Here is a 17,341-nt window from a genome sequence, read left to right as displayed (position 1 = left end):
TGCTTTTTGTTTGTCGAATCGGCGGATATCTTGTATAACTAAGGGAAAAGGGCTATGCTGTAGATGGAGGCGATATGATGAATCGTTCTGAGAAAAAAGAACTATTAAAGCGTTCGAAGAAGCATTTTAATGATCATGCCTTTTGGGAAAAGTTAAAAAAGACGGCACAAAAAGCTGGTGTCTCTCTTGTCTATGCTGTGCTATTACTTTACTATACATTGCAAAAACCCGAAGTGCCGGTCAAAGCAAAGACCTTGATTATTGGAGCACTCGGCTATTTTATCCTTCCACTTGATCTTATTCCGGATACATTGGTTGGTGTCGGCTATACAGATGATTTAGGAGCCATTACATTTGCTTTGCTTCAAGTAGCAATGTACATTGATGATGATGTGAAAGGGAAAGCAAAAGACAGGCTGTCAAAATGGTTCGGCGAAAAAACCGATACGTCTTTGATTGATCAAAAGCTTGAGGATGGCGGTATGCCGTCTGTATAAAGAAAAGCCTCCGTTATTGGAGGCTTTTTTCTTTACCCTAAAAATTTCACACAAACTGGATGAGGGACGGTAATGTCTGATTGTAAGACAGTGAGTCGTCCTGTTTCTTTGTCGCGTTTGTATAACACAAGATTGCTAGATTCTTGGTTTGAACCGACGAGGAATTCTTCTGTTGGATCAAGTACAAAATCTCTAGGCCAGTTTCCTTCAGAAGAAGCAATCTCGACAAGGCTTAATTGGCCGTCAGCGTCTGTTTTAAAAATCGCAATGCTGTCATGACCGCGATTTCCTGCATAAACAAATTGTCCGTCTGAAGAGACATGAATGGCACTGCCTTGATTGTTTTCCGTAAAATCGCTTGGAATGGTCGCGATTGTTTGGATCTCTTCAAAATGGCCATCTTCAAAGTAACGAAGCACAATGACCTCTGAGCTTAGCTCTGTCATGACATATGCCACAGGTTTCGTTGGGTGGAATGTGATATGACGAGGTCCGCTGCCTGGCTTTGTTTCAAATGTATGAGCAAGCTCAAGTTTGCCGTCTTCTTTCTTATACGTATAAATTCCATCTGTTCCAAGGTCAACAGCCACTGCAAATTGTTCATCTGGCGTGAGACCCATAAAGTGAGTGTGCGGCTTTTCCTGACGATCTTCGTTAGGGCCAGTTCCTTCATGCTGCGCCTGTGAGAGCGTGCGGATCACTGAGCCGTTTTCAGCATCGATTTCATACATCTCTGCTGTCCCTTTATGATAGTTCGCTGTATACGCCGTTTTCGTTTGACTGTCCACGCTGACGTGGCAAGGAGAAGCTCCATCGGCAAGCTCTTGGTTGATGAAGTGAAGTCTGCCTGTTGTTGAATCAATTTGATACGCAGCAAGGCCGCCCTGTGATCCTTTTTTCACAACAGCATAAACAAACTTTTGATCCTCTGACACGGTTAAATATGTAGGATTTTCAAGCTCAGCAGCGACTTCTACTTGCTCAATCTGCTGCTTGTCCGTATTTAATGTAAACGTATAAACACCTTTACTGTCTCCCTTTGTATACGTACCGATATAACCTCTGATGTTAGCCATGTATTGCCCTCCTTCTATTAGATGCTCTCATTCTATCATAAATTCATAGGAAAACGCTTTAGAAAGGCATGCCAAAAGAAAAACAAAGCCAAAGAAATCTCACAATATTCATCAAAAATGTCGTGAAAAAATATCACAAAAGTTTTCTCAAAAGAAAACCGTTCATGTAAAGTAAATAAATTGAAGAAAAAATACAAAAAATTTTAAGTTTTTTCATTCCTTGTCTAGCAAAGGTGTAAGCGTATACATTTAATTTTGATTAGTCTAAATTGTCTAATAATTTTAAAAATGCTGTTGACACTGTATGGAAAGCGGCGTAAGATGGGTTCAACAAAAGCTAAACAAACACGCAGTGCAAGCGAGAGACACTTCAATATAAAGTGTCTGAAAATTCAACTACTTTTTGTTTGAAAGAGAGGGTGCTCACTGAAAATGGAAGACCAAAAGGAACAGTGGATCTTTTTAAACGATGAACTCGTGAAAAAAGAGGATGCGAAAATTTCAGTTTACGATCATGGCTTCTTATATGGCGACGGTGTTTTCGAAGGGATTCGCGTGTATAACGGAAATATCTTTCGAATGAAAGAACATTTAGACCGCCTGTATGATTCCGCTAGATCTATTATGCTGAACATTCCATATTCACTTGAGGAACTCACGGAAAAAATGATTCATACAGTTGAAAGGAACGGCTTAAAGGACGCCTATATCCGCCTTGTCGTCTCAAGAGGAGCAGGTGATCTTGGATTAGATCCTAACAACTGCGGGAGAGCCAATACAGTGATCATTGTAGAGCCGCTGGCCATTTTTCCAAAGCACCTATATGAAACGGGTATTGATATTGTAACGGTTCCAACAAGACGAAATCGTCCAGATGTCCTTAGCCCAAAAGTGAAATCATTAAATTATTTGAATAACATTCTTGTCCGAATCGAAGCCCATATGGCCGGTGTGAGTGAAGCGCTGATGCTGAACGATCAAGGGTACGTGGCGGAAGGTTCTGCAGACAACGTGTTTATTTATAAAAAAGGCAAGCTTTATACACCGCCAGGTTATATCGGCGCACTTGAAGGCATCACAAGAAATGCCATCATGGAGATTGCAGAAGACTTAGGCTACGAAGTGAAAGAAGAACCATTCACAAGACATGATGTGTATACAGCTGAAGAAGTATTTCTAACAGGAACCGCAGCCGAAGTCATCGCCGTTGTAAAAGTTGACGGCCGTACAATCGGTGAAGGAAAACCTGGGTTCCACACAAACAAACTTCTTGAACAATTCCGTAAGCGAGTAGTTGAAGAGGGAGAAAAAGTCGTTTTTGCAGATGAAAACATTCATGCAAGTTAAATAGATATCGATAAACGTTGAAGAGGACTAGTAGCTTTAGAGTCAGTATCTACAGAGAGCCGGTGCTAGCTGGAAACCGGTGTTACTTTCTAAAGTGAACTCACCTCTGAGTGTCTGCTTGAAATGATAGTAGGGCAGACCGAGTGACATTGCTCACTCGTTACCAAAATGGACGAAAGATGTCCATGAGACGGCAGCAGGGTTTGCCGTGAACAAGGGTGGTACCGCGAAAAACAAAGCTTTTTCGCCCCTTTGACCTAGTGAAAAGTAGTGTCATTGTGGGGTGAGAAGGCTTTTTTATATGGTCTCATATCTCTATCTTGAATAGAAAAGGGTGAAAGGACTTGACTGAAGCAAGACAAAGAGGAGGAAATCAAATGGGGACAAATGTACAAATGGAGACGGAAAAATCAAAAGCACCACAAACGATGAACGGTGCACTCATGTTAATTGAAGCACTCAAAAGAGAAAAAGTAGAAGTCATTTTTGGATATCCAGGTGGAGCGGTTTTGCCGATCTACGATAAAATTTACAATTCTGGTTTGTTTCATGTCCTGCCAAGACATGAGCAGGGAGCAATTCACGCAGCAGAAGGATACGCAAGGGTATCTGGTAAACCGGGAGTTGTCATTGCAACATCAGGGCCGGGAGCGACAAACCTTGTCACAGGAATTGCAGATGCGATGATTGATTCACTTCCCCTTGTTGTATTCACAGGGCAGGTGGCAACCTCAGTCATTGGATCGGATGCTTTCCAAGAAGCAGATGTACTCGGCATCACAATGCCAATTACTAAGCACAGCTACCAGGTAAGAAATCCAGAGGAATTGCCGGGTGTCATTAAAGAGGCATTCCATATCGCAACAACAGGCAGACCTGGTCCAGTTTTGATTGATATTCCAAAAGATGTCGCAGGCATTGAAGGAACGTTTGAATATGATCAGCCAATTGATTTACCTGGTTATCAGCCAAAAGTAGAGCCGAACTATTTGCAAATTCGCAAATTAGTAGAAGCTGTCAGCAGAGCGAAGAAACCAGTCATTCTAGCAGGAGCAGGCGTTCTTCATGGCAAAGCATCTGAAGAATTAAGACAGTATGTAGAGCAGCAGCAAATCCCAGTCGCTCATACACTGCTTGGACTTGGCGGATTCCCGGCAAAGCACCCTCTTTTCCTAGGGATGGCTGGTATGCATGGCACATATGCAGCGAACATGGCTCTTCATCAATGTGACCTGCTCATTTCAATCGGAGCGAGATTTGATGACAGGGTAACAGGAAACCTCAATCATTTTGCGAAACATGCGAAGGTCGCTCATATTGACATCGACCCAGCGGAAATCGGCAAGAACATTCATACCCATATCCCAGTTGTTGGAGACAGTAAGCTAGTCCTTGAAGAACTGATCAAGCAAGACGGGAAACAAGCAGACGCTGACGAATGGAAAAATCAATTAGATCAGTGGAAGGAAGAATATCCACTCTGGTACGTTGAAAACGAAGCTGAAGGCTTTAAGCCTCAAAAGCTGATTGAATACATTCATCAATTCACTAAAGGTGAAGCCATTGTCGCAACTGATGTCGGACAGCATCAAATGTGGGCAGCACAGTTCTATCCATTTGAAAATGCTGATAAGTGGGTAACATCTGGAGGCCTTGGCACAATGGGCTTCGGATTACCAGCAGCCATCGGCGCTCAGCTGGCTGATCAAGAGGCAACCGTTGTAGCGATTTTAGGAGACGGAGGTTTCCAAATGACCCTGCAAGAACTTGCCGTTATCCGTGAGCTGAACCTTCCAGTCAAAGTGATTGTACTCAATAATCACTGCCTTGGAATGGTAAGACAATGGCAAGAAATTTTCTACGAAGAACGCTACTCGCATTCTAAATTTTCAGATCAGCCAGACTTCGTCAAATTATCTGAAGCTTATGGCATTAAAGGAATCAGAATCTCATCAGACGAAGAGGCGAAAGAAAAGCTTGAAGAAGCCTTAACCTCTAGAGAGCCTGTTTTCATCGATGTCAATGTAGCGAGAGATGAAAAAGTATTCCCGATGGTAGCACCGGGGAAAGGACTTCATGAGATGGTGGGGGTGAAACCTTGAAAAGAATTATTGTGTTGACTGTATTAAATCGATCAGGCGTACTGAACAGAATCACAGGCCTCTTTACCAAAAGACACTACAACATTGAAAGCATTACGGTCGGCCATTCTGAGATTCAAGATGTATCACGCATCACGTTCGTCGTCCATGTAGACCAGGAGAAAGACATCGAACAGCTGACAAAACAGCTGAACAAACAAATCGATGTTCTGAAAGTAACAGACATTACAAACCAATCAATCGTTCAGCGAGAGCTGGCTTTGATAAAAGTCGTATCTGCACCAGCATCTAGAATGGAGATCACAGGGGTCATTGAACCTTTTAGAGCTTCTATTGTAGATGTGAGCAGAGAGAGTGTCGTCATTCAGGTGACAGGTGAGTCTTCAAAAATTGAAGCACTCATTGAATTACTTAAGCCATACGGCATTAAAGAAGTCGCCAGAACTGGCACTACGGCCTTTGCGAGAGATAATCAGCAAAAGCCGCAAACAAATAAAACAATTTCAATTGTCTAAACAAAAGGAGAGAGTCAAATGGTAAAAGTATATTATAACGGTGATATTCAAGAAAACGTATTAAATGGTCAAAAGGTAGCAATCATTGGTTACGGTTCACAAGGTCATGCACATGCATTGAACTTAAAAGAAAGCGGCGTAGATGTGATCGTCGGCGTAAGAAAAGGCGGATCTTATACAAAAGCACAAGAAGACGGTCATCAAGTATTCACAGTAAAAGAAGCAGCGGCACAAGCAGACGTCGTGATGGTACTACTTCCAGATGAGCAGCAAAAGAAAGTATATGATGAAGAAATCAAAGATCAATTAGAAGCTGGCAACTCACTTGTATTCGCACACGGATTCAACGTTCACTTCCATCAAATTGTTCCTCCAAGTGACGTAGACGTGTATCTTGTAGCTCCAAAAGGACCAGGACATCTTGTGAGAAGAACATATGAGCAAGGCGCTGGTGTACCTGCCCTATTTGCTATCTATCAAGATGTATCTGGCCAAGCGAAAGACAAAGCACTTGCTTATGCAAAAGCGATCGGCGGAGCAAGAGCGGGCGTTCTTGAAACAACATTTAAAGAAGAAACAGAAACGGATCTATTCGGTGAGCAGGCAGTTCTTTGTGGAGGCCTTACTTCACTAGTAAAAGCAGGATTCGAAACGTTAACAGAAGCTGGTTATCAGCCAGAGCTTGCATACTTCGAGTGTCTGCATGAACTAAAATTGATCGTTGACCTTATGTATGAAGAAGGCTTAGAAGGCATGAGATATTCAATCTCTGATACAGCACAATGGGGTGACTTCGTATCAGGACCACGCGTTGTAGATGCAAAGGTAAAAGAGTCAATGAAAGCTGTTTTGACTGATATCCAAAACGGAACATTTGCAAAAGAATGGATTGTTGAAAACCAAGTGAATCGTCCACGTTTCAATGCGATCAATGCAAATGAAAATGAGCACCAAATTGAAATCGTTGGTAGAAAGCTTCGTGAAATGATGCCTTTCGTTAAACAAGGAAAGAAAAAGGAAGCGGTGAGCGTCGGTGCGAAAAATTAATTTTTTTGACACAACACTTCGGGATGGAGAGCAATCACCAGGAGTGAACTTAAATGCACAAGAAAAGCTAATCATTGCAAAGCAGCTTGAGCGCCTTGGGGTTAATATCATTGAAGCGGGATTTCCCGCTTCATCCCGAGGGGATTTCTTAGGCGTACAAGAAATTGCAAGAACGATTAAAAACTGTTCTGTTGCTGGTCTTGCACGATGTGTGAAAGGTGACATTGATGCTGCATGGGAAGCATTAAAAGATGGAGTGGAGCCAAGGCTTCATGTCTTTATTGCCACTTCTGACATTCACCTGAAGCATAAACTAAAGAAAACACGTGAAGAAGTCGTAGAACAGGCTGTCGCAATGGTGAAATATGCGAAAGAACGTTTTCCAGTTGTCCAATGGTCAGCAGAAGATGCGTGCCGTACAGATCTTGCTTTCTTGGCAGAAATTGTAGAAAAGGTCATTGACGCTGGGGCGAGTGTCATTAACTTGCCAGATACAGTTGGATACCTAGCGCCAAAAGAGTACGGAAACATCTTTAAATATATGAAGGAACACGTTCCAAATATCGACCGCGTCAACTTGTCCGCTCACTGTCACGATGATTTAGGAATGGCTGTAGCAAACTCACTTGCTGCCATTGAAAATGGAGCAGATCAAATTGAAACGGCTGTCAACGGAATTGGCGAGCGCGCTGGAAATGCCGCGTTAGAAGAAATTGCAGTAGCTCTTCATATTCGAAAAGACTTTTACCAGGTCGAATCAACGATTCAATTGAATGAAATTAAGCGTACAAGTGATGTAGTGAGCAAATACTCAGGAATGATTGTGCCGCGTAATAAAGCAGTCGTTGGAAACAACGCATTTGCACATGAATCAGGTATTCACCAAGATGGCTTCCTCAAAGAAAAAACAACCTATGAAATTATTTCTCCAGAGCTTGTCGGCGTGACAACAGATGTGCTTGTCCTTGGAAAACACTCCGGAAGACACGCGTTTAAAGACCGTATGAAAACACTAGGCTTTAAACTAACGGAAGACGAAATCAATAAATTCTTTGAGACTTTCAAGAACTTGACAGAGAAGAAGAAAGAAATTACAGATGATGACTTGATCTCTATTATATTAGAAGAAAAAGTAGCAGACCGAAAAATTGGCTACGAATTTGAAAGTCTGCAAGTACACTATGGAACAGAACAAATGCCAACAGCAACAGTTTCTCTGAAAAATCAAGAAACACAGGAAGTCATTCAAGAAGCAGCCACAGGTGCAGGCAGTGTAGAGGCTGTGTACAACACGCTTGAGCGCTGTATGGAAGAAAGAATTCATTTGCTGGACTACCGCATTCAATCAAATGGAAAAGGCAGAGATGCACTAGCAGAAGTATATGTCACTGTTTCAATAGAAGGAAAAGAAACAGCAGGACGCGGTGTAGCGCAAGATGTACTTGAAGCATCTGCAAAAGCTTACGTCAATGCAGTGAACAGACATTTAATCTTCAAATCAAATCTGATTGAAATTGAGAAACATCACGCGATCTCATAGGAAAGGAGGAAGGTTCTCATGAAAAAGAAAATTGCACTTTTGCCCGGCGATGGAATCGGACCGGAAGTCGTGACATCTGCAGTCGCAGTCCTTCAAGAGACAGCGGCTCAATTTAGACACGAATTCGAATTTGAAACTGCGCTTATTGGCGGTATCGCAATAGATGAAAAAAACAACCCGCTTCCAAAGGAAACAGTAGATGTATGCAAAAACGCTGATGCGATTTTATTAGGAGCAGTCGGTGGACCAAAGTGGGATCAAAACCCGCCAGAGCTTCGTCCAGAAAAAGGCCTGCTCGCCATTCGTAAACAGCTGGACTTATTTGCCAATATCCGCCCTGTAAAGGTGTTCGATAGCTTAAGCGAGGCATCTCCGTTAAAACAAGATCACATTAACGGAGTCGATTTCGTCATCGTTCGTGAATTAACAGGCGGTCTCTATTTTGGTGAACCAAGCGAACGCTATACGGATGATGAAGGAAAAGAAGCTGCCGTTGATACGCTCCTTTATACAAAGGAAGAAATTGTCCGCGTATTAAAAGAAGCGTTCGACATGGCCTTAACAAGACGGAAAAAAGTGACGTCTGTGGATAAAGCGAATGTCCTTGCTTCTAGTAAACTATGGCGGGATGCAGTAGAAGAAGTTGCTGCTCAATATCCAGAAGTTGAATTTGAGCATATGCTCGTCGACAATGCTGCCATGCAGCTGATTTACAAGCCCGCTCAATTTGATGTCATTGTGACGGAGAATATGTTCGGTGATATTTTAAGTGACGAAGCTTCTATGATTACTGGATCACTCGGCATGCTGCCATCTGCTAGTTTATCAAGCACTGGCCTTCATTTATATGAGCCAATTCATGGTTCAGCACCCGATATTGCGGGGCAAAACGTTGCAAACCCTCTGGCAACCATTTTATCAGCAGCAAGCTTGCTTAGAACATCCTTTGCATTAGAAGAAGAAGCGGCTGCAATAGAAGAAGCTGTCGAAGCTGTTCTTGTCTCTGGCAAACGAACAAAAGATTTAGCAGCAAAAGAGGGAACTTATCAAACGACTGAAGAAATCACTAATGCGGTTGTAGACGCACTCAAGCAGCGCGTGCAAACCATTGTGTAAATAGAATCTTGTGGAATTAGGTAGAGGGAGGAAAAGGGTTATGCCTCGAACAATCATCGAAAAAATATGGGATCAGCATGTAGTCAAAAGCGGCGAGGGAAAACCAGACCTTTTATATATTGATCTGCACTTGGTGCATGAAGTGACATCACCTCAAGCATTTGAAGGATTAAGACAAAAAGGGCGCAAGGTGAGAAGACCTCAAAACACGTTTGCGACGATGGATCACAACATCCCAACTGTGAATCGATTTGTGATCAAAGATGAGATTGCTAAAAAGCAAGTAAGTGCCTTAGAGCGCAACTGTGCGGAATTTGGCGTTCGTCTTGCTGACCTTCACAGTGTTGACCAAGGAATCGTCCATGTCGTTGGACCTGAGCTTGGATTGACACTTCCGGGGAAAACAATCGTTTGTGGAGATAGTCATACATCAACTCACGGCGCGTTTGGTGCACTTGCCTTTGGGATCGGTACTAGTGAGGTTGAACATGTACTTTCTACACAAACACTTTGGCAGCAGCGTCCGAAAACGCTAGAAATTAGAGTAGACGGAAAGCTTCAAAAAGGGGTAACCGCCAAAGATGTCATTTTAGCCGTCATTGGTGCGCACGGCGTGAAGTTCGGCTCAGGTTATGTCATTGAATACACTGGGGAAGTATTCAGAAACATGACGATGGATGAGCGGATGACCGTTTGTAATATGTCAATTGAAGCAGGCGCAAGAGCAGGATTGATTGCACCTGATGAAGTCACCTTCGAATATTGCCGCGGCCGCAAATATGCACCGCGGGGTGAAGACTTCGAAGCAGCTATTAAAGAATGGGAAGAACTTAGAACAGATCCAGGTGCAACTTACGATAAAACCATTGTATTAGATGGAAATCAGATTTCACCAATGGTTACGTGGGGAATTAACCCAGGAATGGTACTGCCTGTGGATGCATCAATCCCAGGACCTGAGGACTTTGCACAAGAAGATGATCAAAAAGAAGCGATTCGTGCTTACGAATACATGGGTGTCCACCCGCATCAGCGTATAGAAGATATTACGATTGAGCATGTCTTTATCGGCTCATGTACGAACTCAAGAATGACTGATTTACGCCAAGCCGCTTCTATGATTGAAGGACAAAAAGTAGCAGATCATGTCAGAGCGATTGTGGTGCCTGGCTCTCAAAGTGTCAAATTGCAAGCAGAAAAAGAAGGTCTTCATGAAATCTTCCTTGAAGCTGGATTTGAATGGAGAGAATCAGGCTGCAGTATGTGCCTTAGTATGAATAACGATGTGGTACCGGAGGGCGAACGCTGCGCGTCCACATCAAACCGTAACTTTGAAGGGCGTCAAGGGAAGGGTGCGAGAACACATCTTGTCAGCCCGGCAATGGCTGCAATGGCTGCGATACATGGCCGCTTTGTCGATGTCAGGAAGTTTAATCAAGAGAAAACAGTCGTGTAAGGAGTTGTCATAGATGGAGCCTTTAGTCACTCATAAAGGAAAAGCCGCTGTGCTTAACCGTATCAATGTAGATACAGATCAAATTATTCCGAAACAATTTTTAAAAAGAATCGAACGAACAGGATATGGCCGCTTTGCCTTTTTCGACTGGCGTTATTTAGCCGATGGCAGCCCAAATCCAGATTTCGAACTAAATCAGCCGATCTATGAAGGAGCATCCATTTTGATCGCAGGGGAGAACTTTGGCTGCGGATCATCTAGGGAACATGCTCCTTGGGCGCTTGATGATTATGGCTTTAAAATTGTCATCGCACCATCATTCGCAGATATATTTCATCAAAACTGCTTTAAAAATGGGATGCTTCCGATTCGCCTTGATTATGATGTGTGGAAAACCTTCGCTGCGTCATATGAGAACAAAGGGTATGAGATGACGGTTGATCTTGAAAAACAGCAGATAGAAGATCATGAAGGGAATATCACCCCTTTTCAAGTCGACCCTCACTGGAGAGAAATGCTCCTAAATGGTTATGATGAGATTTCATTAACATTACTTCTAGAAGATGACATTCAAGCATTTGAAGAAAAGCGCAGCAGCTGGCTGCGCGCTTAAGCAACGAGAAGCTGTCCGCCCGAGGTGTGACGGCTTCTTTTTTGCATGAAAACCTCTCGTTACTTGTGTTTACTAATCTTCGTTGGTAAACTGATAAAAAATATGCGCCCGAAAGGAACGTAAGCATGAAGCATGACAAGAAGAAAGATAATGTCATTTTGTTTCCTGGTCTGAAAGAAAGACTGATTGAAAAAGGAATGGCAGCATTAAAAGATAAGCAGTATCAAGAGGCGCTTCACTTGTTTTCAGAAGCTAAATCGTACGATGACGATGAAGAATCCGATATTCACCTTGGAATGGCCATTTGTTTTCTGGAGCTGGGTGAGCTACAGGATGCAAAGCGTGTTTGTGAAAAAATGCTGCATGAAGGATATGGCCACTATTTCACTGTGCTCCAAGTGTATATGACGATCCTCATTCAGCTGAAAGAATATGAAGAAGTCAAACAGACAATTGAGGCTGTGCTCGAGGAAAACCATCTTCCGGCAGAAAGTGCGGAGCATTTTTACAAGCTGCTCGAATTTAGCAGAAAAATGATCGAATCACCTGAAGAGATTTTAGATGAAGATGAGGACGCCGGAAGTGAGGTCAACATAGATGATATGCTGAAGCGTCCGGAAGAACAGGTCCAGTTCATTCATTCATTGAAAGACCGGAATATTACACCGCATATGGGTCTATTAAATACCATCTTACAAAATCCTGATGGGAACCCTTTGGTCAAATCAATGATCCTGCAGCTTCTGGCAGAGCATGATGTGGCAAAACCGGTTCATGTGACAAAATTCGGTGATTCTTTAACCCTTATTCCTTCTGAGGCTGTAAAGCCAGAGCAGATGCCGCTTCTTCAGCAAGTCCTTCGTATGCTTGATGACACGCTTGGCAATGAGAATCCGACCCTTTACCAAGCCGTGGAAGAGTTATGGCGCCGGCACTTATTTGTGCTGTATCCATTTCTTCCTAAATACACAGATCCTAGTCTTTGGGCAGCGGCACTTCATAAAGTCGGCTATGAAATGCATGGGATTGAGATTGAACTCGAAGAATTGCATCTATTGTATGAATTTAACGAACGAGAGCTGAGAGAAGCTTGCACAATGCTGAAAGATATTGAAGAAATTTCTTATTTGTAATTTGTCGATTTAGTTGAAAGACGGACTTGTTATGTTATAATATAATGGTTGTATTTGTGCATATATAGTGCAGTTGTCAGATTCCAACGGTTGAAAGACGATATGTATAATCAAGTCAAATGTTGTATACATAATGCAAGCTTCTTAGCGGAGTGCGTGGTTTTTGATTGGACGAAGTCTTTATGATGCTTTAGAATGGAGCAACGCACAATCTGAATAGATTTTTGGAGGGAAACACACATGTCAGTAAAATGGGAAAAACAAGAAGGTAACGAAGGCGTACTAACTGTAGAAGTTGACGCTGAAACATTTAACAAAGCACTTGATGATGCATTTAAGAAAGTGGTTAAGCAAGTATCGATCCCTGGATTCCGTAAAGGGAAAGTACCACGTGGTCTTTTCGAGCAGCGTTTTGGTGTAGAATCTCTTTATCAAGATGCATTAGATATTCTTCTTCCGGTTGAATATCCAAAAGCAATCGACGAAGCTGGTATCGAGCCAGTTGACCGCCCTGAAATCGATGTTGAGAAAATCGAAAAAGGCGAAAACTTAATCTTCACTGCAAAAGTAACAGTGAAGCCTGAAGTAAAACTTGGTGACTACAAAGGTCTTAACGTAGAAAAAGACGACACAGCTGTTACTGATGAAGATGTACAAGAAGAGCTTAAAGGCATGCAAAACCGTCAAGCTGAGCTTGTTGTCAAAGAAGAAGGCGCAATCGAAAACGGCGATACAGTTGTTCTTGATTTCGAAGGATTCGTTGATGGAGAAGCATTCGAAGGCGGAAAAGCTGAGAACTACTCTCTTGAAGTAGGTTCTGGTTCATTCATCCCTGGTTTCGAAGAGCAATTAGTTGGTCTTGAAGCTGGCGCTGAAAAAGACGTAGAAGTTACATTCCCAGAAGAATACCATGCTGAAGACCTTGCAGGTAAACCAGCTGTATTCAAAGTGAAAATTCATGAAATCAAAGCAAAAGAACTTCCAGCACTTGACGATGAGTTCGCTAAAGATGTTGATGAAGAAGTAGAAACGCTTGCTGAGTTAACTGAAAAAACGAAGAAACGTCTTGAAGAAGCAAAAGAAAACGAAGCAGAAGGAAAACTTCGTGAAGAGCTAGTTGCGAAAGCTTCTGAAAATGCGGAAGTTGACATCCCACAAGCGATGGTTGACACTGAGCTAGACCGCATGATGAAAGAATTCGAACAACGTCTTCAAATGCAAGGAATGAACCTTGAGCTTTACTTCCAATTCTCTGGACAAGATGAAGATTCGCTGAAAGAGCAAATGAAAGAAGATGCTGCTAAACGCGTAAAATCTAACCTAACACTTGAAGCAATTGCTGCTGCAGAAAACTTACAAGTGTCTGACGAAGAAGTGGAAGAAGAACTTTCAAAAATGGCTGAAGCATACAACATGCCAATTGAAAATATCAAACAAGCGATCGGATCTACTGAAGCAATGAAAGAAGATCTAAAAGTTCGTAAAGCAATTGATTTTCTTGTAGAAAACCGTTAATATGGTGCATAATAATAAAACAGGGCGCGAGTGACTCGTGCCTTGTTTTGTACAATTTTTGACTTATCATCGCTTCTTTTGGAAACGATAGTGTAAGTCGCATCTTTCTGTCATACATATCTCAATGTGCAGTGTTAGAAACACATCGTTACCGTCTTTTAGGAAAGTATGGTAAAATGCATACATACTGGACCCAGAAAGGTAGCTGACTGTTAGCTACAGGCAAGTGAAGAAGAATAAGGGGTGAAAGAATGTTTAAATTCAACGAGGAAAAAGGTCAATTAAAATGCTCGTTTTGCGGAAAAACGCAAGATCAAGTGCGTAAACTGGTCGCAGGACCTGGCGTATATATATGTGATGAATGTATCGAGCTTTGCACGGAAATAGTTGAAGAAGAGCTCGGCACAGAGGAAGAAGTTGAATTCAAGGATGTTCCGAAGCCTCATGAAATTCGGGAGATTCTTGATGAATATGTCATCGGACAAGACAATGCGAAAAAATCCTTAGCTGTAGCGGTGTATAACCACTACAAACGGATCAATTCCAACAGCAAGATTGATGATGTTGAGCTTTCGAAAAGTAATATTTCTATGATTGGACCAACAGGAAGCGGTAAAACATTACTTGCTCAAACACTTGCACGTATTTTAAATGTGCCATTTGCGATCGCAGATGCAACATCATTAACTGAAGCGGGTTATGTTGGTGAAGACGTAGAGAATATTTTACTAAAGCTGATCCAGGCAGCGGATTATGATGTAGAAAAAGCGGAAAAAGGCATTATCTACATCGATGAGATCGATAAAGTAGCAAGAAAATCAGAAAACCCTTCTATCACTCGCGATGTATCTGGGGAAGGCGTCCAGCAAGCCCTTTTGAAAATTCTTGAAGGAACAGTCGCTAGTGTACCGCCTCAAGGTGGACGTAAGCATCCGCATCAAGAATTCATTCAAATTGATACGACGAACATCCTCTTCATTTGTGGAGGAGCCTTTGACGGGATTGAGCAAATCATCAAACGCCGCTTAGGTCAAAAAGTAATTGGATTCGGTGCGGAAAATAAAGTCGAAGATCTTGAAAAAGAAGTCCTTCTATCAAAAGTACTGCCAGAAGACTTGCTTCGCTTCGGTTTAATTCCAGAATTCATCGGTCGTCTGCCGGTTATTGCAAGCCTAGAGCCGTTAGATGAAAAAGCACTTGTAGAAATCTTGACGAAGCCTAAAAATGCGCTTGTTAAGCAATATACAAAAATGCTTGAGCTTGACGATGTAGAGCTTGAATTTGAAGAAGATGCTCTTAGCGAAATTGCGAAAAAGGCAATTGAGCGTAAAACAGGAGCTCGTGGTCTTCGCTCGATCATTGAAGGCATCATGCTTGATGTCATGTTTGACCTTCCATCTCGTGATGATATTGAAAAATGTGTCATCACTGGTGCAACGGTTGCTGATGGTGAGCCGCCGCGTCTTGTGTTAAAGGATGGCACAGTCGTCAACAAAGATACTAAAACATCTGCATAAGAGAAGTCTCGCTCCTGAATCATTTTGATTCAGGAGTTTTTTATTTATCGTCGAAGACGTGTTTATTCCGTCCAGCTCTAGGAAATACTAGCAGACAGAAACCAATACATACGATAGATGAAGGAGGGAGCACCGATTGAGCTGGACAGGAATCGTATTATTTATACAGCTGTTCTTTGGTATCGTCATCGGGCTGTACTTTTGGAACTTACTGCGAAATCAGCGCACACAAAAGGTGACGATAGATAAAGAATCAAAAAAAGAAATGGAAGCACTCAGAAAGATGCGGTCAATCAAGCTGAGTGAGCCTTTATCAGAGAGAGTCCGGCCAAAGGGGTTTCAAGATATTGTAGGGCAGGAAGACGGCATTCGTGCTCTAAAAGCAGCGCTGTGCGGACCGAATCCTCAGCATGTCATTGTCTATGGACCACCGGGGGTTGGAAAAACAGCCGCTGCCCGTCTTGTCATGGAAGAAGCGAAACGTCATGCTGATTCACCGTTTAAGAAAGATGCGGTATTTGTGGAGCTCGATGCCACAACCGCAAGATTCGATGAACGGGGCATCGCAGACCCGCTCATTGGTTCTGTGCATGACCCAATTTACCAAGGGGCGGGAGCGATGGGACAGGCAGGCATTCCGCAGCCAAAACAAGGAGCCGTTACGCATGCGCATGGCGGGGTTCTGTTTATCGATGAAATTGGGGAACTGCATCCGATTCAAATGAACAAAATGCTGAAAGTCCTTGAAGATCGGAAAGTATTTTTAGATAGCGCCTACTACAGTGAGGAAAACACTCAAATTCCGAATCACATTCATGACATTTTTCAAAATGGACTTCCGGCTGATTTTCGATTGATTGGCGCCACGACAAGAACACCTGAAGAAATTCCCCCAGCGATTCGATCGAGGTGTTTGGAAATTTTCTTTAAGGACCTTGACCAGCATGAACTGAAAATTGTCGCTGCTAAGGCTGTCCAGAAAATCCAAAAGGAATTATGTGATGAAGGGCTGAACCTGTTAACCTCTTATGTGAAAAATGGCCGTGAAGCAGTCAATATGGTGCAGATCGCTGCTGGAATGGCCGTCACGGAAAACAGAAAAGACATCACGATCGCCGATGTCGAGTGGGTCATTCACTCAAGCCAGCTGACACCAAGATATGAACAAAAAGTACCGGAAAAGCCAAAAGTCGGTGTAGTGAATGGTCTGGCAGTCTACGGACCAAACAGCGGTGCCTTGCTCGAGATTGAAGTGAATATATGTAAGGCACTCGAAAAAGGAAGTATCAACATTACAGGCATTGCAGAAGAAGAAAGCATTGGCAGTCAGTCTAAATCTATTCGACGAAAAAGTATGGCAAAAGGATCTGTTGAAAATGTATTAACAGTGCTGAGAAACTTAGGGATACGGACAAATGAATATGACATCCATATTAATTTTCCAGGCGGTGCCCCTATTGATGGACCGTCTGCTGGGATTGCCATGGCGGCGGCGATTTTCTCTGCCATTCATCAAATCCCGATTGATCATCTGACAGCAATGACAGGTGAAATCGGATTGCAGGGTCAGGTGAAGCCGATCGGCGGTGTGATACCGAAGATTAAGGCGGCGAAACAAGCTGGTGCCACAACCGTGATTATTCCTTATGACAACCAGCAGTCGATCTTAAAAGAGATTGAAGGCGTCACTATTGTGCCTGTGAAGCACTTCCAAGAGGTGCTGGATCACTGTTTGGTCAACCCGCCAGACGAGAAGAAAGATGGACTAGAAGAGGAAATGAAAAGAAAATCTGTTTAATCCCCATCACATATGGGGATTTTTTAGTGAAATAGATCTTTTTTTCTTTTTCAAGATAAAAAGAAAGGG

Annotated in this window: 14 protein-coding genes and 1 other annotated feature; of the genes, 13 read left to right on the top strand and 1 reads right to left on the bottom strand. The window is 42.7% G+C overall.

Annotated elements, in window-relative coordinates; all coding sequences use genetic code 11:
• Positions 1-77 precede the first annotated feature (77 nt).
• Positions 78-497 carry a YkvA family protein gene (locus MHH61_RS02590; RefSeq protein ID WP_034621160.1) on the top strand — a complete coding sequence of 140 codons (420 nt, stop codon included), beginning with the start codon at positions 78-80 and terminating at the stop codon, positions 495-497.
• A gap of 32 nt (positions 498-529) precedes the next feature.
• Here MHH61_RS02590 and MHH61_RS02585 read toward each other — a convergent pair whose 3' ends face one another.
• A complete protein-coding gene (locus MHH61_RS02585) occupies positions 530-1,573 on the bottom strand; it encodes a lactonase family protein (RefSeq protein ID WP_034621158.1) in 1,044 nt (347 codons plus the stop codon).
• Positions 1,574-2,005: 432 nt separating this feature from the next.
• On the opposite strand from MHH61_RS02585, the gene ilvE reads away from it, so the two are divergent.
• From ilvE to lonB, 12 genes are all read left to right on the top strand, one after another.
• Complete coding sequence (ilvE, locus tag MHH61_RS02580) at positions 2,006-2,920, top strand: branched-chain-amino-acid transaminase (protein ID WP_024427825.1); 915 nt, start codon at positions 2,006-2,008, stop codon at positions 2,918-2,920.
• An 8-nt stretch (positions 2,921-2,928) separates the two neighbouring features.
• Positions 2,929-3,175 (top strand) — a binding site (T-box leader).
• Between the two features lie 122 nt (positions 3,176-3,297).
• On the top strand, positions 3,298-5,022 hold the full coding sequence (gene ilvB / locus MHH61_RS02575; protein WP_125586707.1) for an acetolactate synthase large subunit: 1,725 nt from the start codon (positions 3,298-3,300) through the stop codon (positions 5,020-5,022).
• The gene (gene ilvN / locus MHH61_RS02570) at positions 5,019-5,537 is read left to right on the top strand and encodes an acetolactate synthase small subunit (RefSeq protein ID WP_007501584.1); all 519 of its coding nucleotides are present in this window, start codon (positions 5,019-5,021) and stop codon (positions 5,535-5,537) included. Before ilvB ends, ilvN begins: the two co-directional genes overlap by 4 nt.
• A gap of 18 nt (positions 5,538-5,555) precedes the next feature.
• Positions 5,556-6,584: a ketol-acid reductoisomerase gene (gene ilvC / locus MHH61_RS02565; RefSeq protein ID WP_007501581.1), complete on the top strand. Its 1,029-nt coding sequence runs from the start codon at positions 5,556-5,558 to the stop codon at positions 6,582-6,584.
• Positions 6,571-8,124, top strand: a complete 1,554-nt coding sequence (locus MHH61_RS02560) for a 2-isopropylmalate synthase (RefSeq protein ID WP_024423186.1) — start codon at positions 6,571-6,573, stop codon at positions 8,122-8,124. The genes ilvC and MHH61_RS02560 overlap by 14 nt, the downstream gene beginning before the upstream one ends.
• An 18-nt stretch (positions 8,125-8,142) precedes the next feature.
• Positions 8,143-9,240, top strand: coding sequence for a 3-isopropylmalate dehydrogenase (leuB, locus tag MHH61_RS02555; protein ID WP_125586705.1), 1,098 nt, complete (start codon positions 8,143-8,145; stop codon positions 9,238-9,240).
• A gap of 40 nt (positions 9,241-9,280) precedes the next feature.
• Positions 9,281-10,696, top strand: coding sequence for a 3-isopropylmalate dehydratase large subunit (leuC, locus tag MHH61_RS02550; RefSeq protein WP_125586703.1), 1,416 nt, complete (start codon positions 9,281-9,283; stop codon positions 10,694-10,696).
• Between the two features lie 13 nt (positions 10,697-10,709).
• Positions 10,710-11,309 carry a 3-isopropylmalate dehydratase small subunit gene (leuD, locus tag MHH61_RS02545; RefSeq protein ID WP_024423183.1) on the top strand — a complete coding sequence of 200 codons (600 nt, stop codon included), beginning with the start codon at positions 10,710-10,712 and terminating at the stop codon, positions 11,307-11,309.
• Between the two features lie 125 nt (positions 11,310-11,434).
• Entirely contained in the window at positions 11,435-12,442 is a 1,008-nt protein-coding gene (gene ddcA / locus MHH61_RS02540; protein WP_024423182.1) for a DNA damage checkpoint antagonist DdcA, read from the top strand.
• Between the two features lie 240 nt (positions 12,443-12,682).
• Positions 12,683-13,957 (top strand): trigger factor, encoded by a 1,275-nt coding sequence (gene tig / locus MHH61_RS02535; RefSeq protein WP_125586700.1) that lies wholly within the window; start codon positions 12,683-12,685, stop codon positions 13,955-13,957.
• Positions 13,958-14,208: 251 nt separating this feature from the next.
• The gene (gene clpX, locus MHH61_RS02530) at positions 14,209-15,474 is read left to right on the top strand and encodes an ATP-dependent protease ATP-binding subunit ClpX (protein WP_024423180.1); all 1,266 of its coding nucleotides are present in this window, start codon (positions 14,209-14,211) and stop codon (positions 15,472-15,474) included.
• A gap of 136 nt (positions 15,475-15,610) precedes the next feature.
• Entirely contained in the window at positions 15,611-17,272 is a 1,662-nt protein-coding gene (lonB, locus tag MHH61_RS02525; RefSeq protein WP_073206715.1) for an ATP-dependent protease LonB, read from the top strand.
• The last annotated feature ends 69 nt before the right edge of the window (positions 17,273-17,341 follow it).

The organism is Bacillus sp. FSL K6-3154, from assembly GCF_040869395.1.
GTDB classification, from domain to species: domain Bacteria; phylum Bacillota; class Bacilli; order Bacillales; family Bacillaceae; genus Bacillus; species Bacillus safensis.
The sequence above is the reverse complement of the archived record's forward strand: the minus strand, read 5'-3'. Positions and strand labels throughout refer to the sequence as shown.

What these genes read in the sequence shown, in the direction of transcription:
- leuD (WP_024423183.1), top strand. Translation starts at nt 10,710, where the DNA reads ATGGAGCCTTTAGTCACTCATAAAGGAAAAGCCGCTGTGCTTAACCGT.
- tig (WP_125586700.1), top strand. Translation starts at nt 12,683, where the DNA reads ATGTCAGTAAAATGGGAAAAACAAGAAGGTAACGAAGGCGTACTAACT.
- leuB (WP_125586705.1), top strand. Translation starts at nt 8,143, where the DNA reads ATGAAAAAGAAAATTGCACTTTTGCCCGGCGATGGAATCGGACCGGAA.
- ilvB (WP_125586707.1), top strand. Translation starts at nt 3,298, where the DNA reads ATGGGGACAAATGTACAAATGGAGACGGAAAAATCAAAAGCACCACAA.
- ddcA (WP_024423182.1), top strand. Translation starts at nt 11,435, where the DNA reads ATGAAGCATGACAAGAAGAAAGATAATGTCATTTTGTTTCCTGGTCTG.
- ilvC (WP_007501581.1), top strand. Translation starts at nt 5,556, where the DNA reads ATGGTAAAAGTATATTATAACGGTGATATTCAAGAAAACGTATTAAAT.
- leuC (WP_125586703.1), top strand. Translation starts at nt 9,281, where the DNA reads ATGCCTCGAACAATCATCGAAAAAATATGGGATCAGCATGTAGTCAAA.
- ilvE (WP_024427825.1), top strand. Translation starts at nt 2,006, where the DNA reads ATGGAAGACCAAAAGGAACAGTGGATCTTTTTAAACGATGAACTCGTG.
- MHH61_RS02590 (WP_034621160.1), top strand. Translation starts at nt 78, where the DNA reads ATGAATCGTTCTGAGAAAAAAGAACTATTAAAGCGTTCGAAGAAGCAT.
- MHH61_RS02585 (WP_034621158.1), bottom strand. Translation starts at nt 1,573, where the DNA reads ATGGCTAACATCAGAGGTTATATCGGTACGTATACAAAGGGAGACAGT.
- clpX (WP_024423180.1), top strand. Translation starts at nt 14,209, where the DNA reads ATGTTTAAATTCAACGAGGAAAAAGGTCAATTAAAATGCTCGTTTTGC.